Here is a 22,889-nt window from a genome sequence, read left to right as displayed (position 1 = left end):
ATTCGCGACGGTGGCCTTCCGGTCGGTCGGCGCGCGGGAAACCACGGTTTCCACGCGATCGTGGTGCCGATAGCGCGCATCGAGGCGTTCAGCGAGGCGTCGCCGGACGAGCTATCACCACGGAGCGATCTTCTGGGCTCGTTGTCCGTATCAGGCTTCGGACGGTCCATCGGTTTGCGCGACACCGGCGATCTCGTCTCGCTGGTCGAGGCCGGCCACACCCCGGCGCTGCCTGTCGTGTCTCCGTCCACTGGCCGCAACAGGTACCGGTTTCGCCCGGCGGACATCGCGGCATTCCACGACAGGTTCGTGACACTGACGTCTCTGTCAGCGGCCACAAACCTGCATCGGAACACACTAAAGACGCGGCTTCTGGCCTTCGGGGTAACGCCCTTCACCCACGGAGAATGCTCAGACGGTACGGTCTACCTCAGAACGGAGGCATTCTCGGCGTTGGCGCCGAGCGCGACAGGACAACGAGACGTGGAATGACGAAGGCTGTCGAAGACATCCAGCACACAGTATCGAAGCAGAAACTTCGTTCCTCAAATTGAACTTAGAAGAAACTCTCGAAGCCTGAGCAAAAAGTACTTGACACGGTGTGCACGAAAAAACCGCTTTTCGTGCACACTTATGATCCGTTTACAATATGGCAATGGTGGCGACCCCGGCAGGATTCGAACCTGCAACCTGCCCCTTAGGAGGGGGCTGCTCTATCCGATTGAGCCACGGGGCCGCGCCTTGTGCGACACGCCGTATTCGGCGCGCGGTGCGAACGAAGTCTTAAACCATCGCGTCCGGCACGCAACCCTGCCGATGTCCAGAAACCCGTCGAAACGGAGGCTCTCAGACCCGCCGACCGGATGATGCTCTTTGCATTCATCGCGGAAGTATCGCGCACCGATGCGGAACGGCGCACGACAACGGTCGGTCGCGAAGGTGCGGCCTCTGCTCACCGTCGTTCTTCCGGCGCGCGGCAGGTCAATACGGCCCGGGCCAGAGGGGGATTGCGTATCGTTCGGCGCGTTTTCGTCCGTCCTTTGGCGGAATTCGCGCCAGTCTTGGCGCAAAGCCCGAACCGATTGGATGTTCGCCGAGAGACTGCCCACCGCTCGTGCATGACGATCGCTGGCAAGTTGCGCGCCACCTACGAACATGCCACCAGTCCGGCGAGAAGGATACCGGCCCGCGCCTGCGCCCTCGCGTCGAGACAGAGGTGTCGAGCGGTATGTGCCGCCAAAGTTTGGCTCCCTGCCAGAGGCCGTTTTCCGCAAACCGTTCTGTTCCTTGTGGTGCACGCCTTCCGTCGGCCGAACAGTGCGCCGACTTCCGGGCGATGACGTTCACGCGAATGGCCCCAACCGCATTCACGCGGCTCGCGTTATCCGCGACATCCCCGATGCACCGGCGCCGACAGTGATCTGTCGCAAACCAAGAAAGCGCGGGAAGGCGATCTGTCTTGTTCAGCAGACCATCGGGCCATCAATCCCCTCATGGCGCGGCTTTCGGCGGCGCCTTGGGTGTGAAAAGCGCGCGGTCCGGTTTCAGGTCCAGCAGGGGTGTGCCGTCCACGCAGTCGAGGCCACGCACCGTGACCACCCCGCCCGCGATCCCGACCAGCCGCACCAGCGCCGTTCCGATCGGATTGGGCCGCACCGGAGAACGGAGCGCGAAAGTGCCAAACCCGCGCCCGTCAGAAGCCGGACACTGCACGACAAGGTCGCGGCGGCTCCGGTCCAGCCAATACAGAACCTCGATCGCTGGATATGCCGCCAGACCGGCCAGCGCGGCATGCCAGCAAGGATCCAGTTCAAGTCGACATTCCGGACCGTCCGGGCTGCCCTGACGCGGGCAGGCCGCCCGATCGGGCCAAGGCGTGCGGATGCGACCGATAAAGCGCAGCCGCGCATCGTCGGGCGGCGCGAGTTGCACTACCTGCTCGTTCAGGCGCAGGGCTTGAGTCGAAGTCTCGATGCCAGAGTCGTCTGCGATTTTTCCTACCCCACCCTTGCTGACGTCCCGATGCCCCGACCGGGCAATGGTCCGCGCCACCGCACGTGAAGCATTTCTCAGCCTGGCATCGCTGTCCAGTCCCCGGCAGGCGACCGCTCAAGGCATCCGCTGTCACGCAGCAACCCCGGCACCTCGGACGCGGTGCAGGCCTTCGAAGCGCAAACGCAGCATCCTGATCGCCCCCGCGCCGCAAAACCGGCGTAACCTCAAGGCGCGCAGTTCGGATTTGGACAGGGGCGCCCCCGGGGTCTTTGTCCGCCGCCACACCTTGGCGCGCTCGACGGCTGCACCTTTGGCGGACCGCAACTTCTTTCCGAACGCAGCGGAAAGCTGATAGACTATATCAAGCGGCGCTCGGCCGCCCGGACGAAGGCAGTATGGCGAACACGGCGTTTTCCGATCACGAATTTCTCACGGTACGGGAACTGGCGGAACTCCTCCGCCTGAAAGAGCGCAAGATCTACGATCTGGCCGCCTCGGGCGAGGTGCCCTGCTCCCGAGCGACCGGCAAGCTGCTTTTTCCCGCACGCGAGATCCGGGCGTGGATCGAAAGCGCGAAGAGCGGGGGAACCGTGGCCAACCCAGCCCGCCCGCCCATCTTTCTCGGCAGTCACGACCCACTTCTGGACTGGGCGATACGCGACTCGCGTTGCGGGCTTGCCACATACTTCGATGGTTCGCTGGACGGGCTGGAACGCTTCACACGCGGCGAAGGCGTGGCCTGCGGTCTGCATGTGCACGACCCTGCCAGCGGCACATGGAATGTCACCGCGGTATCGCGCGCGGCGGCGGGGCAGAACGCGGTCCTGGTGACATTCAGTCGGCGGATGCGCGGTCTTGTGTTCCGGCCCGATGGCCCTGCCCCGGCCAGCCTTGCGGATGTGGCCGGCCTGCGGCTGGCACCACGGCAAGCGGAATCAGGCACCAGCGGACTGTTCCGCGATCTGGCGGCGCAGGCGGGACTGGACCTCGCAGATGTGCCGCTTGCCCCTGTCGCACGAACTGAAGACGACGCGGTGGAAAGCGTGCGGCGCGGCACGGCCGATGTCGCCTTCGGTCTGGAGGCTGTGGCGCGGGCCTATGGTCTCGACTTTCTGCCGCTGATGGACGAGGAATTCGCGCTGCTGGTAGATCGCAAGGCGTGGTTCGACCCCGCGCTGCAGACCCTTCTCGGGTTCCTGCGCGGCGAGAATTTCGCCGCGCGTGCTGCCGCGCTTGGCGGGTATGCTTTGAATGCGCCGGGCACTGTTCTCTGGAATGGGTGACCCGGCAACCGGCCTACGAGCGGGCGTAGGCCTCCAGCGCCGCGGCGGTGCCTTGATCCCAGATCATCCGCAACCAGCGATCGAACGCATCGGCGAAACGCGGTGCCTGCCCGAGATCCCCATAGATACTGGTCTGCGCCAGCCAACTTGCCGGGGTGTCGCGCGCAGCCACCGCGGCGGCGCGCAGCGCGTCCCAGTGCGGATCGTTGGCGGCGATCTTCGAACCGTCCTCCCGCGTGCCCGCGCACATCCGCGCCCAGAGCGCTTCGACAAGCGCAATCCCGTCCACCGGCGCATCCGCGGCGAGCGCCTCGCGCAGGACTGGAAGCACGAACCCCGCATGGCGCGAGGAGCCGTCGAACGCCACCCGCCGCGTGGTGTCGCGGATGTTCGGGTTGGCGAAGCGGGTTTCGATCAAGTCGGCATAGTCCGCAGGGGCCATGTCAGGAACCGGCACGACATGAGGCACGATCTCATCCTGTTCGACCCGGCGCCAGAACGGCCGGATCTGCGGATGGGCCATGCAGTCGGCGATGGTCGCCACACCCAGTAACTCGCCTGCATTGGCAAGGACCTGGTGCCCGGCATTCAGGATTCGGATCTTCATGGTCTCGTAGTCATGCACATTGTCCGAGAAGGTGGCCCCCACCTTGTCCCAGTCGGGCCGCCCAGCGCAGAAAGCGTCCTCTATGACCCATTGGCGGAAGTTCTCGTGCGTGACCGGCGCAGCATCGTCGACGCCCAGGGCGCGCACTGCGGCGATCTCGGCCGGGCCGGTGGCCGGTACGATGCAATCGACCATCGAGTTCGGGAACGTGCAATGCGCAGCGATCCAGTCACCCAGATCGGGGTCGCCAAGCCGCGCAAGACCGACGACGGCATCGCGCGTGATCGCCCCGTTGCCCCGCAAATTGTCACAACTCTGCACAGTGAACGGGCCCGCCCCCGCATCGCGGCGCAGCCGCAGCGCAGCCACGATGGCGCCGAACGCGGTGCGCGGCGTGGCCGGATTGGCCGCGTCATGCGCGATGTCGGGATGGCCCGGATCGAAAGCCCCTGTCGCCGGGTTCACGAAATACCCGCCTTCGGTCACCGTCAGCGACACGATGCGGATCGCCGGATCAGCCATCTGCGCGATCAGTGCGGCATTGTCCGGCTCAACCGGCAGGAAATCGATCATCGATCCGCAAACCTCGGCCTTGGAGTGATCCGGCCCAAGTTCGATCAGCGTCGTCAGGCAGTCCTGCGCGCGCAGACGGTCACGCATCGCCGCATCGTCCGGGCGCACGCCCGCGCCAACGATTGCCCAGTCCCGCGCGAGGCCCTGCTGCATCAGCCGGTGCAAGTACCAGGCCTGGTGAGCCCGGTGAAAATTGCCCACGCCGATATGAACGATCCCCGGCGACAGGTGCGCTGCATCGTAGTCGGGGCGTGCGATGGTGCCGGGAAGATCGCCAAGCGCGGCGCGCCGCAGCGGAACGGGGTCTTTGGTCATCAGCTCATCCATTGTCCGCCATCCACATTATAAGTCTGGGCAACCACGTAGCGAGCTTCGTCGCTGGCCAGGAAGACGGCCATGCCGGTCAGATCCTCGGGAACGCCCATGCGGCCGAAGGGGACGGCGGCGCCGACCTCGGCCTTCTTCTGGCCCGGAGCCTTGCCTTCGTAGCGGGCAAAGAACGCATCCACGCCGTCCCAGTGTTCGCCATCCACCACGCCGGGCGAAATCGCGTTCACGTTGATGCCGTGCCGGATCAGGTCAAGCCCGGCCGACTGCGTGAGCGAGATGACGGCCGCCTTCGATGCGCAGTAGACCGCCACCAGCGGTTCGCCGCGGCGCCCGGCCTGACTGGCCATGTTGATGATCCGGCCCTTGATGCCCCGATCGATCATGTGGCGCGCGACCGCCTGCAGCGTGAACAACGTGCCGCCGAAGTTGATGTCAAAGACGCGGCGATACGCATCCCTGTCGATCTCGACGATGGGGGCGGCGGTGAAGATCGCGGCGTTGTTGATCAGAATGTCTATCCGCCCCAGCGCGGCGATCGCCGCGCTGACACCCGCATCGACCCCGGTTTCCGTCGCAACATCCATTTCCACCGCCACAGCCGCCTCGCCGATCTCGCTTGCGGCATTTCGGGCGCGGGCCAGATCGATGTCCGCAATCGCGACGCGGGCGCCTTCGGCCACGTAGGCCCGGGCGAAGGCCAGCCCGATGCCGCGGGCCGCGCCGGTGATAAGGGCCGTTTTTCCCGACAGACGCATCACGCGATCCGCAGGCCGGACGCGTCGAAGCGGTGAATGTGCTCGGCGCGCGGGGCCAACGACACGGTATCGCCATGCCGCAACCCGACCTCGCCCGTGGCGCGCACGGTCACGATATCCGCAAGCCCGGTGCCGTGCACATGCAGGAACGTGTCGGATCCCAGATGCTCGGCCACGCCGACTTTGCCTTGCCACGGCCCGTCGTCGACAACATCGATATGTTCGGGCCGGACACCGATGGTTGCGGCATCATGCTGCCGCGCTGCGTCGCCTTCTATGAGGTTCATCTTGGGCGACCCGATGAAACCGGCCACGAACAGGTTGCGCGGCGCCCGATAGAGTTCGAGCGGCGTGCCGACCTGTTCGATGTGCCCGGCCCGCAGCACGACGATCTTGTCGGCCATGGTCATCGCCTCCACCTGGTCGTGGGTGACGTAGATCATGGTCGTCTTGAGCCGCTCGTGCAGTTCACTGATCTCCAGCCGCATGCCGACGCGCAGCGCGGCATCGAGGTTGGAGAGCGGTTCGTCGAACAGGAACGCGGCCGGTTCGCGCACGATGGCGCGCCCGATGGCGACGCGCTGGCGCTGGCCACCGGACAATTGGCCCGGCCGCCGGTCGAGATAGTCTGTCAGGTTGAGCGCCTTGGCCGCAGAGTCGATCCGCCGCGCCTGCTCGTCCTGGGGCACGCCCGCCATCTTCATGGGGAACGCGATGTTCTTGCGGACCGACATGTGCGGATAAAGCGCGTAGGACTGGAAAACCATTGCCAGACCGCGCTTTGCGGGCGGCGTTCTCGATGCGTCGTTGCCATCGATGCCGATAACACCCGACGTGATGTCCTCCAGTCCTGCAATCAGCCGCAGAAGCGTGGATTTTCCGCAACCGGACGGGCCGACGAAGACGCAGAATTCGCCGTCTTCGATGGTCAGGTCCAGCGGCGGGATCACCTCCACGTCTCCGAACCGTTTCGTCACCTTCTCAAGCGTGATCTGTCCCATGGGTCTGTTTCCTTTACTTGACCGCGCCGAAGGTGAGGCCGCGCACGAGTTGTTTCTGGCTGAACCAGCCGAGGATGAGGATCGGAGCGATGGCCATGGTCGAGGCCGCGCTGAGTTTGGCGTAGAACAGGCCTTCGGGGCTGGAATAACTGGCGATGAAAGCTGTCAGCGGGGCCGCGTTCGCAGCCGTCAGGTTCAGCGTCCAGAAGGCTTCGTTCCACGCGAGGATAAAGTTCAGAAGCAGCGTGGAGGCGATGCCGGGTATCGCCATGGGCGTCAGCACGTAGAGGATTTCTTCCTTGAGGCCGGCGCCGTCCATCCGCGAAGCTTCCAGGATCTCGCCAGGAATTTCGCGGAAATATGTGTATAGCATCCACACGATGATCGGAAGGTTGATCAGCATCAGGATCACGACAAGCGCCGCGCGGCTATCAAGCAGACCGAATTCGATGCAGATCAGGTAGATCGGATAAAGCACACCGACTGCGGGCAGCATCTTGGTCGACAGCATCCAGAGCAGGATGTCCTTTGTGCGCCGCGAGGGCACGAAAGCCATCGACCACGCGGCGGGGACCGCGATCATCACGCCGAGAACGGTGGATCCGCCCGCAATGATAACCGAGTTCCAAAGGAAGCGCATATAGTCGGAACGCTCCTGCACCACGGCGTAGTTTTCGAGCGTCCAGCTGAAGTTCAGGAACAGGGGCGGGTCGGCGATGGCCTCCGCCTCTGTCTTGAAGCTGGTGAGGATAGTCCACAGGATCGGGAAGAAGATCAGCAGACCCACGGCCCAGGAGATGGCGGTGTTCAGGGCCTTGCGGCGGGGGGTGACAGCGCGTGCCATGATGGGCTCCTCAGCGGTCCAGGTTCTTGCCGACGATGCGCATCAGGAAGATGGCAACGATGTTTGCAAGGATGATGGCATAGACCCCGCCAGCGCTTCCCAGCCCGACATTCTGGCTTTCGAGAACGCGCTGGAAGATCAGGTAGGTCAGCGTCCGGGTGCCGAAGGCGCCGCCGGTGGTCACGTAGATCTCCGCAAAGATCGACAGAAGGAAAATTGTCTGGATCAGCACCACGATCGTGATCGCTCGGCTGAGATGGGGCAGGATGATGTGGTAGAAGCGCGAGAGCGGGCTTGCGCCGTCCATTTCGGACGCTTCGAGTTGCTCACCGTCCAGCGACTGCACCGCAGTCAGAAGGATCAGCGTAGCGAAGGGCAGCCATTGCCACGACACGATCATCACGATGGACACGGTGGGCGCTTCGGACAGCCAGGCCAGCGGTTCTGCCCCGAAAAAGCGCCACAAATGTGCCAGAAGGCCGTTCGTCGGATCCATGAACATGTTCTTCCAAACCAACGCGGACACGGTCGGCATGACGAAAAAGGGCGCAATGACGAGGATCCGCACGATGCCCTGCCCCCACATGGGCTGGTCGAGCAGCAGCGCAAGCGCCACACCTAAAACGATGGTGATCACCAGCACGCCGCCCACGATCACAAGCGTGGTCTGCACGCTGGGCCAGAAGGCGCTGGATGAAATGAACCGTTCGAAGTTGGAAAAGCCGGCCCAGCCCGGCACGCGGTCGGGACGAAGCGGGAAGTAGTTGCGGAACGAAAACCACAGGGTCATCGTCAGGGGCACCAGCATCCAGCCGAGGAGCAGGATCACGGCGGGTGCCATCATGAAGCGCGCGGCGGAGCGGGAATGCTGAGTGGCCATGAGCCAAAGCCTTTCTGGTCAGGCGCGTGGCCTGTTCAGTCGCGTGACGGGGAATGGCGAAGAAGTCGCGGGCGGCACATGGCCGCCCGCAGGGAGGAACGGCGTCAGTAGCCTGCGGCTTCCATTTCCTCGGTGGCGATGGCCTGCGCCTTTTCAAGCGCCTGTTCCACCGTCTGCTGGCCGGCATAGACCGCCGAGAATTCCTGGCTGACCTGCGTGGCCAGACCGGCGAATTCGGGGATCGCGACGAACTGGATACCGACATAGGGCACCGGATCGACGGTCGGATTGGTCGGGTCGGCCGCATTGATCGACTGCAGCGTCTTTTCCGCGAACGGCACTTCCTGATATTCCGGCGTCTCGTAGAGCGACGTGCGCGCACCCGGCGGCACATTGGCCCAGCCTTCGTTCTCCGCGACCAGCTCGATGTAGTCCTTCGAGGTGGCCCACTCGATGAACTGCTTGGCGGCATCGGCCTTCTGCGTGCCCGCCGGGATCGCCAGCGCCCATGCCCAGAGCCAGTTCGCGCGCTTGTCGACGCCCTCGGCGTTCGGCGCAAGCGCGAAGCCGACATGGTCCGCGACAGTGGAATCGGCCGGGTTGGTCACGAAGGAGGCCGCGACCGTCGCGTCGATCCACATGCCGCACTTGCCTTGCTGGAACAACGAAAGGTTCTCGTTGAAGCCATTGGTCGCGTAGCCTGCGGGGCCATAGTCGTTCATCAGATTTACGAAGAAGCTCAGCGCCTCGTTCCACTCGGGCTGATCGAACTGCGGGGTCCAGTCCTCGTCGAACCAGCGTGCGCCGAAAGAATTGGCTGTCACGGTGATGAAGGCTCCGCCCTCGCCCCAGCCGGCCTTGCCGCGCAGGCAGATCCCGTTGATGTCCTCGGCATCGTTGTCCATCGCCGCCGCGGCTTCGCGGATGAACTGCCAGGTCGGCGCATCGGGCATTTCAAGCCCGGCCTTTTCCATCAGATCGGTGCGGTACATCACCATGGAGCTTTCGCCGTAGAACGGCGCGGCATACAGTGTGCCGTCATGGCTCAAGCCGTCACGCATGGCGGGCAGGATATCTTGTACGTCGTATTCGGCAGACAGATCGTCGAGCGGCACCAGCCAGCCGTTGGCGCCCCAGATCGGGGTTTCATACATGCCGATGGTCATGATGTCGAACTGGCCGCCGCGGGTCGTGATGTCGGTGGTGACGCGCTGCCGAAGCACGTTTTCTTCAAGCGTGACCCACTCGACGCCGATCCCGGTCTGGGACGTGAACGTGTCGGTGTAGCCCTGCATGCGGATCATGTCGCCGTTGTTGACGGTAGCGATCGTGATCGTCGTGTCCTGAGCGACGGCCGCAGCCGTGCACAAGGTAAGCGCCGTGGTGGCGCCGAGAACGCGCTTGAGTGACATCCGTATCCTCCCTGAGCTTGGATGTAGTGCACTCGGTCTACGCCGAAGCACAGATTCGCGTCAACAATAAATTTTACGCGCGATAATTTATGCCGATGTCCGCATGACAAGCGATCCATCGAACAGGGTCGTTGCCTTGGTGCCGGGCCGCTCGCCTGACGCGATGATCGACAGCAAAAGGTCTAGGCTGCGGCCGGCGATCTGGTCATAAGCCTGCGAGACCGTCGTCAACGACGGACAGGTGAACCGCGAGAATGGATGGTCGTCGTGGCCCGCCACACGCAGCGCGCAACCGGTGCCCACACCGACCCGCAGACCCTGCTCATAGGCGGCCGCCAGAAAACCGATGGCAAGCCGGTCGTTGCTGCAGAACACCGTATCGGTCGGCAGGCTTCGCGCCGCGATCATCCGGCTAGCTTCCCGGTGCGCGATTTCCTCGAACGCCCAGCCGACCCCGTCGGCGACCAGCAGCATCGGTGCGTGCCCCAACTTGCGCATCGCCGCCTCATAGGCGGCCCTGCGCTTGTTCGCGTTGGGGTTCGGCGCGTTGCCCATCTCGAACAGGGCCGGAGGCTCACCTGTCCGGGCAAGATATTCCACAATCATACCAGTGCTTTGGAAGTGGTCTGTGCCGAACATCGCATCGCCGACGCTGTCCACGTCGCAGTCAAAAAGGACCGTCGGCACATCCCGGCAGAACGCATCCAGCGCGTCGTGATGCGACCGGCGACCCATTGGGGCAAGCAGCACGCCCGCCGGACGAATTCCCCTCAAGCTCTCCAGATTGGCGACCTCGCGATCCGGATCGCCGTGCGAGCTCAGCAGGATGGGGTTGAAGCCGGACCCGCCGCAGAGCAGTTCCAGGTTGCGCGCGACCTCGGCGAAGAACGGGTCGGCAAGGAACGGCACAACGATCCCGATATTACGCGTCAGGTTGCGGTTCTGATTGATCGCGTACACGTTGGGGGTGTAGTCGTATCGCTCCAGCGCCGTTTCGATCCGCGCACGGGTGGTCTGCCTGACTGAATTCGGGTCGTTGAAGTACTTGGACAAGGTCGGGCGCGATATGCCGCTGACCGATGCCAGCTCCTCCATCGTTCGTACCCGTTGCTGTCCCATCCGCCCTCTCCGACCCACCGTGCGCCGCCGCGCGTTTACGCGTGAAAAGAAACCACGGGTTCTTCCGCTCTGTCAATCTCAGGCCATGTCCTGCCGAAAGTCCAGAAGGTCAGAGAGGTCAGTGCCAGGCACGGCGGCGCAGTCGCCCTCGGGCGCTGCGCGTCGTCCACCAAACATTTTCGGGGGTCTGTCTGGTGCGGTCGAGAAGACTCGAACTTCCACGGGAGTTACCCCACAGCGACCTCAACGCTGCGCGTCTACCAATTCCGCCACGACCGCACTTGCCTGACAGTGCGCGGGGTTTAGCCGGCCGCTTCCGGGTTGTGAAGTGCTTTTTTCAGCGATTTTGCCCTGTCCCCGTTCCGCCAGTCTGGCGTATGTGTGACCGGTGAAACAAGCGGGCCCGGCGAGGCACACACAAGCATGCCCCGCAACGCCGCCGGGCCGGGCAAGCGCCGTCCGTGCGCATCATACGAAGGAACCCCCATGGTGGACTGGACCGTTTCGGACATCCGAGTGCCCTACCCCGACGCGCTGGCGCACATGGAAGCGCGTGCCGCCGCAATCCGTGCGGGCACCGCTTCCGAACAGATCTGGCTGCTGGAACATCCACCGCTCTATACCGCCGGGACCAGCGCAAACCCGGCTGACCTGACCGATCCGGACCGTTTCCCGGTTTATGACGCCGGGCGCGGCGGGCAGTACACCTATCACGGGCCGGGACAACGCGTGGCCTACGTCATGCTGGACATCAGCGCGCGGGGCCGCGACGTGCGCGCATTCGTGGCCGAGGTCGAAGACTGGGTGATCGCCACGCTGGCCGAATTCAACGTCAAGGGTGAAAGGCGCCGCGGGCGGGTGGGCGTCTGGGTGGTGCGTCACGACAAGCCGCCCCTGCCCGATGGCACCCCGCGCGAGGACAAGATCGCCGCCATAGGCCTGCGACTGCGCAAATGGGTGAGTTTTCACGGCGTGTCGATCAACGTGGACCCGGACCTGACCCATTTCGACGGCATCGTGCCCTGCGGCATCCGCGACCACGGCGTCACGAGCCTTGTGGACCTCGGGCTGCCGGTCACGATGGACGATGTGGACGTCGCCCTGCGCCGGACCTGCCCGTTCGGCACGCTGTAACGCGACAAGGCCCGGTCTGCAGCCCGAAGGGCATTGCGGCAGAGGGCAAATCCGCCGATCCGACGGTCCGCGGATCGCGAGCCTTGACCTGAAGCCTCATTTGCGGGAGTTAGCGATAACAGCGCCACACAGGCATGGAGGGCTTCATGACCATCAAACTTGCGATCAACGGGTTCGGGCGGATTGGACGGAATGTTCTGCGCGCAATCGCCGAAAGCGGGCGGACCGATGTGGAGGTCGTTGCGATCAATGACCTCGGCCCGGTAGAGACGAATGCACATCTTCTACGCTATGACAGCGTGCACGGTCGCTATCCCGGCGAGGTCAAGACCGGCGAGGACTGGATCGACGTGGGACGCGGCCCGATCAAGGTCACCGCGCTGCGCGACCCGCGCGAGTTGCCCTGGGCGGGCGTGGATGTGGCGCTGGAATGCACCGGCATCTTCACCGCGCGCGACAAGGCCGCGTTGCACCTTGAGAACGGGTCGGCGCGGGTGCTCGTCTCGGCTCCGGCATCGGGCGCGGACAAGACCATCGTTTACGGTGTGAACCATGACACGCTCACGGCGGAGGACACGGTGGTGTCGAACGCGTCCTGCACCACAAACTGCCTGTCGCCCGTCGCCAAGGTGCTGCACGACCTCGTCGGCATCGAATGGGGGTTCATGACCACCATCCACAGCTACACGGGCGATCAGCCCACGCTGGACACGATGCACAAGGATCTCTATCGCGCGCGCGCGGCGGCGATGAGCATGATCCCGACCTCGACCGGCGCGGCGAAGGCGGTCGGGCTGGTTCTGCCCGATCTGAACGGCAAGCTGGACGGCGTCGCGATCCGCGTACCGACGCCCAACGTGTCGGTGGTCGACCTGACCTTCGCGGCCAGCCGCGACACCACCCCGGACGAGATCAATGACGCGATCCGCGCCGCCGCGGCGGACGGCCCTCTCAAAGGCATCCTCGGCGCGACCGACGACAAGCTGGTGTCGATGGACTTCAACCATGACGCGCATTCGTCGATTTTCGCGACGGACCAGACGAAGGTGATGGGAGGGCGGAATTGCCGGATCCTGAGCTGGTACGACAACGAATGGGGCTTCTCGAACCGCATGGCGGACACCGCACTGGCGATGGGAAAGCTGATTTCCTGAACTGCAATCATACTATTGAACGGACAAGCGGGGCGCATTTGCGCCCCGTCGACATTTGTGCGCAGGTGCCTGCGGGGTGGAGCTGTAGGAGCCTTGCAGGAATTCCGCAGTCGTCCCGCGCGCGGTTTGGCACGCAGCATCGGCCCACGGGCGGCAAGCGGCGCGCTCCGCACACGGACAGTGGATCCAGCCGAAGACAGGCGCCGACACCGTTCGCGTCGTCGTTCCGCGACGCTGGGGTTCTTCCAAGGCCGCAGATCTCGGCTGAGCATGACAATCGCCCCGTCACGTCAGTGTGCCGGGTTCCGCATCGGATGCAGCGGGCTGGGCGCGGTGCGGGCGCCGTCGGGCCGCAGCGTCGAAGGGCAGCGATCGGCATTGCGGCTGGCGCTTCGGCTGCGCGCGTAACGGCCTAAACGCGCTGAGGGGCCGGGGCGGACACCCGGTGCGGCGGAGCTGTAAGAGCAGCCGACCCGCGCAAGCCCCGGCACCGCTCGGTCAGCGGGCGGGCCCGTGTTCCGTGCGCAGCAGTTTGGACGTATCGTAGCCGTTCGCCCGCAGCACGTTGAGCGCCGAGATCCAGCGCGACTGGGACATTTCCGGCGTGCGCGCCAGCACCCAGCCCGCGCGGCCTGACGGGACACCGACCACGGCGGTTGTATAGCTCTCGTCGACCCACAGCACCCAGTAGGGCGCGCTGACGAAGGGCACGCTGTCGAACTCCACGCTGAGCTTGCCGGGACCTACGACCTCGGCGCTCCCGACGATCTGCTGGACCGGACCCGAGGGCGTGCCTTCGCGGCAGGTGTTCACCACACTGAGCGTGCCCGGCCCGGTCACGGCATATTCCGCCGTGGTCGCCGCGCAGCCGCGCTGGAACGGAACCGGGAAGCGGCCCATTTCATACCAGAGGCCGGAATAGCGGGCGGGGTCGATGGCCTGCGTACTTATCGCCACACCCCGGTCGCGGTAGACCGACCCGGCGCAGCCCGCAAGCGCCGCCAGCAGCGCCAGAACCAGCGCAAGGCGCGGTCCCGCGCCCATCACTTCGGCCCCGCGAGATACCACGCGATGAAGCCGACCACGGGCAGAATGGCGATGAGCAGCACCCAAAGCACCTTCTTGCCGGTATCGGCGCCCGAATTGATGACCTTCACGATGGCGTAGATGTCGGCGATGAAGATGATCAGGCCGAGGATGAATTCCATTTAAAGCGCTCCGTTTCCATGGTGTGCGGACCAACCCGCGGAGGCCGATCCGGTTCCACGGTGGCGACGGGGCGGGCGGTGTCAACCCGCCGGGCGGATCGTGGCGCGTTCCACCCGCGCAATAGTGCCCCGACCGTTGTCGGCATTTGACCCGACGGCAAGCGGATCTTCTCGCGCGGCCGGACGATGTACGGAATGGCGGTGCCTGCAGGCAGCAACCAGACGGTGCGAGCGGGAAGCAGGAGCACGTTGCTGGCAGGATCGAAGGCAACGACGGTTCCGGTGGTGTCATCGGCTGTCGCAAGGATAGGCATAGCGGCCAGAACGGCAGCGGCGGCGATCAGAATACGGATCAGCGTGCGGCTTCATGGTATGAGGGATGGTCTGGGGAAACCTTTGCGGCGGCCGTGCGGCGCCTCGACGCGCCGGCTGCATGCAGGAATGTGCCCGGCGCCCGGGTCGCACAAGGCACATGAAGCTGTCGTCGTAGTACCCCGGCGATCTTCCTTACCTTGGGTCACTACCGGAAATGGTGTAATCTGTATCATCATCAAGGGAGGCGGACATGAAAGGTTTCTTGACGGCGGTCAGCGCGGCGTTGCTTTGTTGCCAAGCCGCGCTGGCAGGAAATCTTGACGGGACATGGGTGTCGAAGACCGACAGGAGCGGGCTTGCATATGTCGTCGACGGCAACCGTTACGTCGCGTATTTCAACGGACAGCCACAAGACAGGGGCGCAATTTACTGGTCAGGGAACGAGGCTCTTACGCTGGATAGCGATTTCGGCGCCCCCTACACGTACGGCGCACGATACGACGGAAAGTTCCTGAATGTCGTGGATCCGGCCACGGTTTCGCATCCGGCCAATTTCTGGGCATACCCGATCAAGTTCTGGCGGTCGCACAAGGCGGATGCCTGCGAACGCTACAAGGACCCGATGGACTACTGGAGCTGTCTGAGGCAGCACTGATGCCGCAAGCAACCCTGCCGTGGGCCCGTGTCACGCGCCTAGACGTTGTGCGCCACCCACTGGTTCTGATCGGCGGTGTGCATCTGCCCGCGGTTTGCGAAGAATCCGGTGTCGATAATCGCGGCGGAATCCGATTCTTCATTTACGATATTCTTGGTGGCAGGCTGGCGCACAATGGAATCCTTGGAAATCGGGTTCGAGCCGTAAACGGTCCTGAGGAGAGATCCATTCATCTGTGCGGTGGTTTGTTTGACATGAGCCATCTTCGCGGTTTTCTTGTATCGGATCTGACAGGTGTTGCCGACCTTGTCGAAAATGACATCGCAGCTGGTGCCCAAGCCGACATGCGGCAGAAGATCAAACCCATACCCTTGGCCATGAAAGCCCAGAAGATTTGCGAAATCGGTGATTTCCGCCTGCCAGTACGCAGCGCCGCCACCGTTGTAGATGATCCATATTTTCAGGTTTCCGGCCATCACACCAAGCCCCGCGCCCGGCCATGGGTGGGCGCCGATCGCCCGGATATAAGTGAGGAACTCCGTGCCCAGATGGGTGACCTTGCTGCTCGTGGTGTTCGGATAGGTACCCGTTCCGCTGCCGCCGCCGACGTGCCACCCGGCGAGCCAATGATCGGTCATAAGCACAAGTGCCGTGCAGCCGTTGAGGGAATGAAAGCCGATAGAGTTGGCATCCCACCCGACCTGATTGGTGCCGATCCAAAGTGTCATGTCCCGCCCTCCTGAAAGCCGCCGGCCAACCGGACGGACTGACCTGAACGGTGTGGCGCAGCGCTGCGGCGCGCAAGGATTCTTTACGTTCCGGAAGGCCGGGGTCAGCGCCCCTTGCCGCGCCGTTTCACCCCGCCGCGCTGGCCCGGACGGCCCGCCGTGGAGCGACCAGAGGCGTTGGTGGCCTCTTCGGCGGCCTTTTCCACCGCCTGCTGCCGTGCGAGCGGGTCGTCATGGACGGCAAGGTCCACTGCCTCAAGCCGCTTGACCTCGTCCCGCAGGCGGGCGGCTTCCTCGAATTCGAGGTTCTCGGCCGCCTTGCGCATGTCCACGCGCAGCGCGTCGAGATGGGCCTGCAAATTTGCGCCGACCATCGGCTTGTCCACCTTGGCGGTCACGCGCGCCATGTCGGTGTCGCCCTTGTAGACGCCCGCCATCACGTCGCCGATATTCTTGCGGATCGTTTCTGGCGTGATGCCGTGTTCCTCGTTGTAGTCGATCTGCTTTGCGCGGCGGCGGTCCGTCTCGCCGATGGCGCGTTCCATGCTGCCGGTGATCCGGTCGGCATACATGATGACCTTGCCTTCAGAGTTCCGCGCCGCGCGCCCGATGGTCTGGATCAGCGAGGTTTCCGAACGCAGGAAGCCTTCCTTGTCGGCGTCGAGGATGGCCACCAGCCCGCATTCGGGAATGTCGAGCCCCTCGCGCAGCAGGTTGATGCCGACCAGCACGTCGAAGGCGCCAAGTCGCAGGTCGCGCAGGATCTCGATCCGTTCGATCGTGTCGATGTCGGAATGCATGTAGCGCACGCGCACGCCCTGTTCGTGCAGGTATTCGGTCAGATCCTCGGCCATGCGTTTGGTGAGGACCGTGGCCAGCACGCGGTAGCCGTTGGCGGCGGTCTTTCGGATCTCGTCCAGCAGGTCGTCCACCTGCATGGTGACCGGGCGGATTTCGACCTGCGGGTCGATCAGGCCGGTGGGACGGATGACCTGTTCGGTGAACACGCCGCCGGCCTGTTCGATCTCCCACGCGGCAGGCGTGGCCGAGACGAACACCGACTGCGGGCGCATCGCGTCCCATTCCTCGAACTTGAGGGGGCGGTTGTCCATGCAGGACGGCAGGCGGAACCCGTGTTCGGCAAGGGTGAACTTGCGCCGGTAGTCGCCCTTGTACATCGCGCCGATCTGCGGAACCGAAACGTGGGACTCGTCCGCGAAGACGATGGCGTTGTCGGGGATGAATTCGAACAGCGTCGGCGGCGGCTCACCCGGCGCGCGGCCCGTCAGGTAGCGCGAGTAGTTCTCGATCCCGTTGCACACGCCGGTGGCTTCCAGCATCTCGATGTCGAAATTGGTACGCTGCTCCAGCCGCTGCGCTTCCAGCAAGCGGCCGTCGGCGACAAGCTGGTCAAGCCGCTGGCGCAGCTCCTTCTTGATCTGCTGGACCGCCTGCTGCATCGTCGGGCGCGGCGTAACGTAGTGGCTGTTGGCATAGATGCGGATCTTGTCGAAGCTTCCGGTCTTCTCGCCCGTCAGCGGATCGAATTCGGTGATCGATTCGAGTTCTTCGCCGAAGAATGAAAAGCGCCACGCGCGGTCTTCGAGGTGGGCCGGGAACACTTCCAGAACATCGCCGCGCACCCGGAAGCTGCCGCGCTGGAAGGCGGCGTCGTTGCGCCGGTACTGCTGCGCCACGAGATCCGCCATCATCTGGCGCTGGTCGTAGTCGTTGCCGACGATGATGTCCTGCGTCATCGCGGAATAGGTCTCCACCGAACCGATGCCGTAGATGCACGACACGGAGGCGACGATGATCACGTCGTCCCGCTCCAGAAGCGCACGGGTGGCCGAGTGGCGCATCCGGTCGATCTGTTCGTTTATCTGGCTTTCCTTCTCGATATAGGTATCCGACCGGGGCACATAGGCTTCGGGCTGGTAGTAGTCGTAATAGCTGACGAAATACTCCACCGCGTTGTCAGGAAAGAAGCTCTTGAACTCACCGTAAAGCTGGGCCGCCAGCGTCTTGTTCGGCGCGAGGATGATTGCGGGGCGCTGCGTTTCCTCGATGACCTTGGCCATGGTGAAGGTCTTGCCGGTCCCCGTCGCACCCAGCAGCACCTGGTTTTGCTCCCCGGCCATCACGCCCGAAGACAGCTCCGCGATGGCGGTGGGCTGGTCACCGGCGGCGGAATATTCGGTCTGCATCACGAAGCGCTTGCCCCCTTCAAGCTTCTCGCGCGCGGGCGCGGGCTGGTGGGCGTGGTCGAGGTCGGTCAGGGCCATGGCGGGTTCCTTTCGCGGCTCTAGAAGATGCTTTTGCCCGCCCCGCCTTCAAGGGGCAAGCCCCGGCCGCGTGATACCGGGCCTGAACGGGGCCTGAGCGTTTTGTCGCTTTCCCACGCGCGGCGCGCTATGCTAGCGACAGCGCAAAAGGAGTTTCGGGATGCAGGCCAGAATTTACCGCCCCGCCAAGACGGCGATGTCGTCGGGCACCGCCAAAACGAAGGAATGGGTGCTGGAATACGCGCCGGAAAGCCCGCGCGACGTGGATCCGCTGATGGGCTGGACCGGATCGTCGGACATGAACAGCCAGGTGCGCATCCGTTTCGAGACAAAGGAAGCCGCCATGCGCTATGCCGAGGATAACGGCATCGAGGCTACCGTGCTGGAACCCAAGGCCCGCAAGGCAAACGTCCGCCCGCGCGGCTATGGCGAGAATTTCGCCCCCGACCGGCGCGGCGCCTGGACGCACTGAAGGTTTGTAAATCCGGGTTAGGTTCCTTCGGAACTGGGTCAAGGTTTCCACGAAGATCAAGATTGGGTGGGTAAGCGGCTATCGCCCCCAGCATGTTGACTCCGCGAGTGCTCCTGCCTCACGCCTCCCGAGTGTAACCTTTGCGGGCGACCACACCGGTCGCCTCTTGCATTTCCAGCGCCGGGGGAGCGCCCGCCATGCTTGCAGATGACTGCATCACTCACCTCGTCACGCATGACGGCGGGTTCCACGCGGATGAGCTGCTGTCCTCGGTCATCCTCACCCAGCTCTTCCCCGATGCCGAGATCGTCCGAACCCGCGACGCCGGTTGGACCGCCCCCGGCGCGGGCAAGGTCGTCTACGACGTCGGTCGCGCCTACGATCCCGAGGCGCGCGTCTTCGACCACCACCAGCGCCCCGCACCGCTGCGCGACGACGGCCAGCCCCTGAGCGCCTTCGGCCTGATCTGGCGGCATTACGGCCGCGACTATCTGCGCGCGCTGGATGTGCCGGAGGCCGATCTCGACGCGCTCCATGCCAGCTTCGAGCGCAGCTTCGTGCTGCCAATTGACCTCGTGGATAACGGCGTGATGGACCCCGGCGTCGCGGGAGCGCTCGCGCCGCTGACGCTGCCGGAGTTGCTGGAAAGCCTGAAGCCCGTCTTCGACAATCGCAGCCCCGGGGCCGCCGACCGAGCCTTCGCGGACGCGCTGCCCATCGCGCGGGCCTTCGTCGAGGCGACACTTGCCCGGAAGGCCGCCAAGCGCCGCGCCGAGGCCGTGGTGACGCAGGCGATCCGCGACGCGGGCGCCTCGCGTATCCTCGAGCTGCCGATGGGCATGCCCTTCCGCTCGGCCATCGAGGCGGCGGGCGCGGATCACCTGCTCTTCGTGGTCAACCCGCGCGACACCGACTGGGCTATCGGCGGCATCCGCGTCCGCGAGGGCAGCTTCGAGCAGCGCGCCGACCTGCCGGAGCCCTGGGCGGGCCTGACCGACGCGGCGCTCGAGGCGGTTTGCGGGGTCGAGGGGGCGAAGTTCTGCCACAACGGCCGCTTTATCGCCGTGGCCGCGACGCGCGAGGCCGCCATGAAAATGGCCGAACTAGCCGTCGCCGAGGCTGAGCGCACCCCCGGCGCCGCGTGATCCCCGGGGCAGCGTCAGCATGTCCTGCTGACCGGCGCGGAGACCGCGGAGACCACGCTCATGCTCGCGCATGGGGCCGGGGCCCCGATGGACACGCCCTGGATGACGGCCATGGCCGAGACGCTGGCCAGCGAGGGCCTCCGCGTCGCCCGCTTCGAGTTCAGCTACATGGCGGCCCGCCGCGCGGGCGGGTCCCGCCGCCCGCCTGGGAAGGCGGAGATCTACGCGCCGGAATTCCGTGATGCCATGGACGCGCTGGCCTGCGCGGGTTCGCTGATCATCGGCGGCAAGAGCATGGGCGGCCGCGTCGCCAGCCTGATCGCCGACGACCTGCCCGCTGCGGGACGGATCGCCGGCCTGCTCTGCCTCGGCTTCCCCTTCCACCCGCCCGGCAAACCGGAGCGCCGCCGCGGCGAAACCCTCGCCATGACCGCCTGCCCGACGCTGATCTGCCAGGGCACGCGCGACCCGTTCGGCGCGCGCGACGCGGTCGAGACCTACGCGCTCTCGCCGGCTGTCCACCTGCACTGGCTCAAGGACGGCGACCACGACCTGAAGCCGCGCAAGCGGGTCACGGGAAAGACGCTGAAGGACCTCCTCACCGATACGGCCCGCGCGGTGTCCGCCTGGGTCCGTGAGAGGTGATCTGCGGTCGGGGCCCGTGCCGTCGGCCCGAAAGCTAAAGCCGACGGCCCAGCCCAGGCGGCGGATCCACCTGAGGACACCGAAGCGAAGACCCGCGCCGCAAGCCTTCGAAGGCGAGACCCGCTCTGTGTGCCGATGGAGCCGCGCGATCGACGTCATTCAGTTGAACATTCGGCCCAAGGACGAAGCCGCTCCGCGGCATTGGCGCATTTGGCTGATGGAGTGAGCCGCCCACAGCGGTGCGCATTATGCGATCTGACCGACCTGGCTGACGATTGGGACCTTCTCAATCACCAGACAGGAGGTTCCCATGACAGAGGAGAGAGTAAGCCCGCTTCGTCAGCGGATGATCGAAGACATGCGTATCCGCGGGATGGGCGACAAGGCACAGAAGTCGCACATCCGGGCAATCAAGGATTTTGCGGCCTTTCTCGGGCGATCACCCGACACGGCGACGCCGGAGGATCTGCGCGCCTATCAGCTCCACATGACCGACACCGGGGTCACACCATCGACGTTCAACGTGCGGATCGTGGCACTGCGGTTTTTCTTCGGCATGACCTGCGGGCGGGAGGAGATGAAGCGCTACATGCAGTCCCGCACCGAACCGCGCAAGCTGCCTGTAGTCTTCAGCGTCGAGGAAGTGTCAGACATCCTGATGGCAGCACCGGGGCCTGGGCTCAAGTATCGTGCCGCGCTCAGCATCTCCCACGGCGCGGGGCTCCGGGCGGCCGAGGTCTGCAACCTCAAGATCGGCGACATCGACAGCGACCGGATGCTGATCCACGTCGAGGAGGGCAAGGGTCAGAAGGACCGCAAGGTGATGCTGTCACCCGGATTGCTGGAGTTGCTGCGTGCCTGGTGGCACGAGGCGCGTCCGGAAGGCTGGCTGTTTCCAGGCAAGCCCAAGATCAACCCGATCTCACCGCGCCAGTTGAACCGCGCCTTCACCTCGGCCAAGCACATGGCGGGCATCAAGAAGCCCGCGACGCTGCACACGCTGCGACACAGCTTCGCCACCCACCTGCTCGAGGCCAACACCTACGTGCGGGTGATCCAGGTGCTGCTCGTCCACGCCAAGCTGACAACCACCGCGCGATACACCCACGTGGCCACCAAGACGATCCGCGACACGGTCAGTCCCTACGAGATGTTGGCGAAGTTGCAGGACCAGACCGTGAAGCGAAGCCTAGAGTGACCGGACGCCGGGGTGACCCGTCAGAAGCTGGAGATCGCTGACATCTTCCGCGCCCATGGTCCTGCTTGGTGGCAGGCCAATGCCGGTCATGTCAGCCTCTCTCAGCTCAAGGTGATGTCGGCGATTGAAGCCTGCCGAACCGAGGCGCTCGGTGGGCATGTGGCGGGCTGCGCAGAATGCGGCCATCACCACATCGCCTACAATTCCTGCAAGAACCGGCACTGCCCGAAGTGTCAGGGACCGGCGGCCCGCGACTGGATGGCGCCGCGGGCCGAAGACCTGCTGCCCGTGGAATACTTCCACGTCGTCTTCACCCTTCCGGCGGAGATCGCGCGGATCGCCTACTCGAACAAACGGGCGGTCTACGGGCTGCTTTTCAAGGTATCGGCGCAAACGGTGATAACCATCGCCGCCGACCCCAAGCGCATGGGCGCACGGGTGGGCATGACCAGCGTGCTGCACACCTGGGGATCGGCGCTGACGCACCACCCGCACATCCACATGATCGTCCCGGGTGGCGGCCTGTCGCCCGACGGCACCAGGTGGGTTGCCTGCAAGCCGGGGTTCTTCCTGCATGTGCGGGTTCTATCGCGGCTGTTTCGACGCCTGTTTCTGGACGGGCTGAGGGATCTGCACCGCGCCGGTCAGCTGGCCTTCTTCGGCGATCTGGCTGAGCTGGCCGACTTTGATGCTGTAACCGCCCCCCGGCGGCATCGATGTGCCGAGGTGGGATCGCAACAATCCGTATTGGGAGGCGGTCATGTCGGAGATTATCACGGTCGGACTGGATCTGGCGAAGAATGTGTTCCAGGTCCACGGCGCAGACAGCGAAGGCAGAGCTGTTTTACGAAAGAAGCTCAGAAGAGCTCAAGTGATTGAGTTCTTCGCCAAGTTACCGCCCTGTCTCGTGGCGATGGAAGCCTGCGGTGGCGCCCATTTCTGGGGGCGGGAGCTGGCACGGCTCGGCCATGACATCAGACTGATCCCGCCTGCCTACGTGAAGCCGTTCGTCAACCGGCAAAAGAACGATGCAGCTGACGCGGAGGCGATCCGCGAAGCTGCGCAGAGACCGAACATGCGCTTCGTGCCCGTGAAGAGCGAAGAAACGCAGGGGGCGGCCAGCGTCTTCCGCGTCCGGGAATTGCTCGTCC

21 protein-coding genes, 2 tRNA genes and 2 pseudogenes are annotated in these 22,889 nt (G+C 64.6%); 11 read left to right on the top strand and 14 right to left on the bottom strand.

Translation table 11 applies throughout. From position 1 onward, the window contains the following. Positions 1-492: pseudogene (locus tag DKT77_RS21195) on the top strand (DUF1441 family protein); the annotation flags it as partial. Between the two features lie 167 nt (positions 493-659). Here the strand turns inward: DKT77_RS21195 and DKT77_RS18135 are convergent. Further along, positions 660-736, bottom strand: a tRNA-Arg gene (locus DKT77_RS18135). 755 nt (positions 737-1,491) lie between these two features. Further along, entirely contained in the window at positions 1,492-1,932 is a 441-nt protein-coding gene (locus DKT77_RS18130) for an SAM-dependent methyltransferase (RefSeq protein ID WP_238547998.1), read from the bottom strand. 458 nt (positions 1,933-2,390) lie between these two features. Here DKT77_RS18130 and DKT77_RS18125 point away from each other — a divergent pair, with 458 nt between their 5' ends. Further along, positions 2,391-3,278, top strand: a complete 888-nt coding sequence (locus tag DKT77_RS18125) for a helix-turn-helix transcriptional regulator (RefSeq protein WP_109813069.1) — start codon at positions 2,391-2,393, stop codon at positions 3,276-3,278. A gap of 13 nt (positions 3,279-3,291) precedes the next feature. Here DKT77_RS18125 and DKT77_RS18120 read toward each other — a convergent pair whose 3' ends face one another. The 8 genes from DKT77_RS18120 to DKT77_RS18085 all read right to left on the bottom strand — a co-directional run bounded on the left by DKT77_RS18120 (position 3,292) and on the right by DKT77_RS18085 (position 11,078). Continuing rightward, positions 3,292-4,773 carry a mannitol dehydrogenase family protein gene (locus DKT77_RS18120; protein ID WP_238547997.1) on the bottom strand — a complete coding sequence of 494 codons (1,482 nt, stop codon included), beginning with the start codon at positions 4,771-4,773 and terminating at the stop codon, positions 3,292-3,294. Further along, positions 4,773-5,546 (bottom strand): L-iditol 2-dehydrogenase, encoded by a 774-nt coding sequence (locus DKT77_RS18115; RefSeq protein WP_109813067.1) that lies wholly within the window; start codon positions 5,544-5,546, stop codon positions 4,773-4,775. The genes DKT77_RS18120 and DKT77_RS18115 overlap by 1 nt, the downstream gene beginning before the upstream one ends. After that, positions 5,543-6,544 carry an ABC transporter ATP-binding protein gene (locus tag DKT77_RS18110; protein WP_109813066.1) on the bottom strand — a complete coding sequence of 334 codons (1,002 nt, stop codon included), beginning with the start codon at positions 6,542-6,544 and terminating at the stop codon, positions 5,543-5,545. The genes DKT77_RS18115 and DKT77_RS18110 overlap by 4 nt, the downstream gene beginning before the upstream one ends. A gap of 13 nt (positions 6,545-6,557) precedes the next feature. After that, complete coding sequence (locus DKT77_RS18105) at positions 6,558-7,388, bottom strand: carbohydrate ABC transporter permease (RefSeq protein ID WP_109813065.1); 831 nt, start codon at positions 7,386-7,388, stop codon at positions 6,558-6,560. Between the two features lie 10 nt (positions 7,389-7,398). After that, a complete protein-coding gene (locus DKT77_RS18100) occupies positions 7,399-8,268 on the bottom strand; it encodes a carbohydrate ABC transporter permease (RefSeq protein WP_109813064.1) in 870 nt (289 codons plus the stop codon). A 104-nt stretch (positions 8,269-8,372) separates the two neighbouring features. Then, on the bottom strand, positions 8,373-9,680 hold the full coding sequence (locus DKT77_RS18095) for an ABC transporter substrate-binding protein (RefSeq protein WP_109813063.1): 1,308 nt from the start codon (positions 9,678-9,680) through the stop codon (positions 8,373-8,375). An 87-nt stretch (positions 9,681-9,767) separates the two neighbouring features. Continuing rightward, positions 9,768-10,799, bottom strand: coding sequence for a LacI family DNA-binding transcriptional regulator (locus DKT77_RS18090; protein WP_109813062.1), 1,032 nt, complete (start codon positions 10,797-10,799; stop codon positions 9,768-9,770). 192 nt (positions 10,800-10,991) lie between these two features. Continuing rightward, positions 10,992-11,078 (bottom strand) — tRNA-Leu (locus DKT77_RS18085). Between the two features lie 144 nt (positions 11,079-11,222). Here DKT77_RS18085 and lipB point away from each other — a divergent pair. Together lipB and gap are read left to right on the top strand one after the other, a co-directional pair. Then, positions 11,223-11,933, top strand: a complete 711-nt coding sequence (gene lipB, locus DKT77_RS18080) for a lipoyl(octanoyl) transferase LipB (protein ID WP_274520104.1) — start codon at positions 11,223-11,225, stop codon at positions 11,931-11,933. Between the two features lie 146 nt (positions 11,934-12,079). After that, positions 12,080-13,087, top strand: coding sequence for a type I glyceraldehyde-3-phosphate dehydrogenase (gene gap / locus DKT77_RS18075; RefSeq protein WP_109813070.1), 1,008 nt, complete (start codon positions 12,080-12,082; stop codon positions 13,085-13,087). Between the two features lie 498 nt (positions 13,088-13,585). Here the strand turns inward: gap and DKT77_RS18070 are convergent, their stop codons facing one another. Both DKT77_RS18070 and DKT77_RS18065 read right to left on the bottom strand, forming a co-directional pair. Then, positions 13,586-14,131 carry a lipocalin family protein gene (locus DKT77_RS18070; protein ID WP_109813060.1) on the bottom strand — a complete coding sequence of 182 codons (546 nt, stop codon included), beginning with the start codon at positions 14,129-14,131 and terminating at the stop codon, positions 13,586-13,588. Then, complete coding sequence (locus DKT77_RS18065) at positions 14,131-14,295, bottom strand: PLD nuclease N-terminal domain-containing protein (RefSeq protein ID WP_109813059.1); 165 nt, start codon at positions 14,293-14,295, stop codon at positions 14,131-14,133. The genes DKT77_RS18070 and DKT77_RS18065 overlap by 1 nt, the downstream gene beginning before the upstream one ends. Before the next feature lie 565 nt (positions 14,296-14,860). Here DKT77_RS18065 and DKT77_RS18060 point away from each other — a divergent pair. Then, entirely contained in the window at positions 14,861-15,265 is a 405-nt protein-coding gene (locus DKT77_RS18060; protein ID WP_109813058.1) for a hypothetical protein, read from the top strand. A 38-nt stretch (positions 15,266-15,303) separates the two neighbouring features. Here the strand turns inward: DKT77_RS18060 and DKT77_RS18055 are convergent, their stop codons facing one another. Beyond that, the gene (locus tag DKT77_RS18055) at positions 15,304-15,993 is read right to left on the bottom strand and encodes a hypothetical protein (RefSeq protein WP_109813057.1); all 690 of its coding nucleotides are present in this window, start codon (positions 15,991-15,993) and stop codon (positions 15,304-15,306) included. A 104-nt stretch (positions 15,994-16,097) separates the two neighbouring features. Continuing rightward, positions 16,098-18,278 carry an excinuclease ABC subunit UvrB gene (gene uvrB / locus DKT77_RS18050; RefSeq protein WP_109813056.1) on the bottom strand — a complete coding sequence of 727 codons (2,181 nt, stop codon included), beginning with the start codon at positions 18,276-18,278 and terminating at the stop codon, positions 16,098-16,100. A 160-nt stretch (positions 18,279-18,438) separates the two neighbouring features. On the opposite strand from uvrB, the gene DKT77_RS18045 reads away from it, so the two are divergent. From DKT77_RS18045 to DKT77_RS18020, 6 genes and pseudogenes are all read left to right on the top strand, one after another. Beyond that, the gene (locus DKT77_RS18045) at positions 18,439-18,750 is read left to right on the top strand and encodes an ETC complex I subunit (RefSeq protein WP_109813055.1); all 312 of its coding nucleotides are present in this window, start codon (positions 18,439-18,441) and stop codon (positions 18,748-18,750) included. Between the two features lie 197 nt (positions 18,751-18,947). Next, entirely contained in the window at positions 18,948-19,895 is a 948-nt protein-coding gene (locus tag DKT77_RS18040; protein ID WP_109813054.1) for an MYG1 family protein, read from the top strand. A 60-nt stretch (positions 19,896-19,955) separates the two neighbouring features. After that, positions 19,956-20,540 carry an alpha/beta family hydrolase gene (locus DKT77_RS18035; protein ID WP_109813053.1) on the top strand — a complete coding sequence of 195 codons (585 nt, stop codon included), beginning with the start codon at positions 19,956-19,958 and terminating at the stop codon, positions 20,538-20,540. Positions 20,541-20,850: 310 nt separating this feature from the next. Beyond that, complete coding sequence (locus DKT77_RS18030) at positions 20,851-21,738, top strand: tyrosine-type recombinase/integrase (RefSeq protein WP_109813052.1); 888 nt, start codon at positions 20,851-20,853, stop codon at positions 21,736-21,738. A 12-nt stretch (positions 21,739-21,750) separates the two neighbouring features. Beyond that, positions 21,751-22,521 (top strand): annotated as a pseudogene (locus DKT77_RS18025) (IS91 family transposase); the annotation flags it as partial. Continuing rightward, a partial coding sequence (locus tag DKT77_RS18020) for an IS110 family transposase (protein WP_146205033.1) occupies positions 22,499-22,889 on the top strand: 391 nt, incomplete at its 3' end. The pseudogene DKT77_RS18025 and the gene DKT77_RS18020, both read left to right, overlap by 23 nt.

It is taken from the genome of Meridianimarinicoccus roseus, assembly GCF_003172915.1.
In the GTDB taxonomy this organism is placed as follows: domain Bacteria; phylum Pseudomonadota; class Alphaproteobacteria; order Rhodobacterales; family Rhodobacteraceae; genus Meridianimarinicoccus; species Meridianimarinicoccus roseus.
This window is presented reverse-complemented; position numbering and strand designations above follow the sequence as displayed.

Bases quoted from the DNA above. Each gene is read 5' to 3' on its own strand.
- gap (WP_109813070.1), top strand. From the start codon at position 12,080: ATGACCATCAAACTTGCGATCAACGGGTTCGGGCGGATTGGACGGAAT.
- DKT77_RS18055 (WP_109813057.1), bottom strand. From the start codon at position 15,993: ATGACACTTTGGATCGGCACCAATCAGGTCGGGTGGGATGCCAACTCT.
- DKT77_RS18110 (WP_109813066.1), bottom strand. From the start codon at position 6,544: ATGGGACAGATCACGCTTGAGAAGGTGACGAAACGGTTCGGAGACGTG.
- DKT77_RS18090 (WP_109813062.1), bottom strand. From the start codon at position 10,799: ATGGGACAGCAACGGGTACGAACGATGGAGGAGCTGGCATCGGTCAGC.
- uvrB (WP_109813056.1), bottom strand. From the start codon at position 18,278: ATGGCCCTGACCGACCTCGACCACGCCCACCAGCCCGCGCCCGCGCGC.
- lipB (WP_274520104.1), top strand. From the start codon at position 11,223: ATGCCCCGCAACGCCGCCGGGCCGGGCAAGCGCCGTCCGTGCGCATCA.
- DKT77_RS18035 (WP_109813053.1), top strand. From the start codon at position 19,956: ATGCTCGCGCATGGGGCCGGGGCCCCGATGGACACGCCCTGGATGACG.
- DKT77_RS18045 (WP_109813055.1), top strand. From the start codon at position 18,439: ATGCAGGCCAGAATTTACCGCCCCGCCAAGACGGCGATGTCGTCGGGC.
- DKT77_RS18040 (WP_109813054.1), top strand. From the start codon at position 18,948: ATGCTTGCAGATGACTGCATCACTCACCTCGTCACGCATGACGGCGGG.
- DKT77_RS18125 (WP_109813069.1), top strand. From the start codon at position 2,391: ATGGCGAACACGGCGTTTTCCGATCACGAATTTCTCACGGTACGGGAA.
- DKT77_RS18100 (WP_109813064.1), bottom strand. From the start codon at position 8,268: ATGGCCACTCAGCATTCCCGCTCCGCCGCGCGCTTCATGATGGCACCC.
- DKT77_RS18105 (WP_109813065.1), bottom strand. From the start codon at position 7,388: ATGGCACGCGCTGTCACCCCCCGCCGCAAGGCCCTGAACACCGCCATC.
- DKT77_RS18120 (WP_238547997.1), bottom strand. From the start codon at position 4,773: ATGACCAAAGACCCCGTTCCGCTGCGGCGCGCCGCGCTTGGCGATCTT.
- DKT77_RS18065 (WP_109813059.1), bottom strand. From the start codon at position 14,295: ATGGAATTCATCCTCGGCCTGATCATCTTCATCGCCGACATCTACGCC.
- DKT77_RS18070 (WP_109813060.1), bottom strand. From the start codon at position 14,131: ATGGGCGCGGGACCGCGCCTTGCGCTGGTTCTGGCGCTGCTGGCGGCG.
- DKT77_RS18095 (WP_109813063.1), bottom strand. From the start codon at position 9,680: ATGTCACTCAAGCGCGTTCTCGGCGCCACCACGGCGCTTACCTTGTGC.
- DKT77_RS18030 (WP_109813052.1), top strand. From the start codon at position 20,851: ATGACAGAGGAGAGAGTAAGCCCGCTTCGTCAGCGGATGATCGAAGAC.
- DKT77_RS18060 (WP_109813058.1), top strand. From the start codon at position 14,861: ATGAAAGGTTTCTTGACGGCGGTCAGCGCGGCGTTGCTTTGTTGCCAA.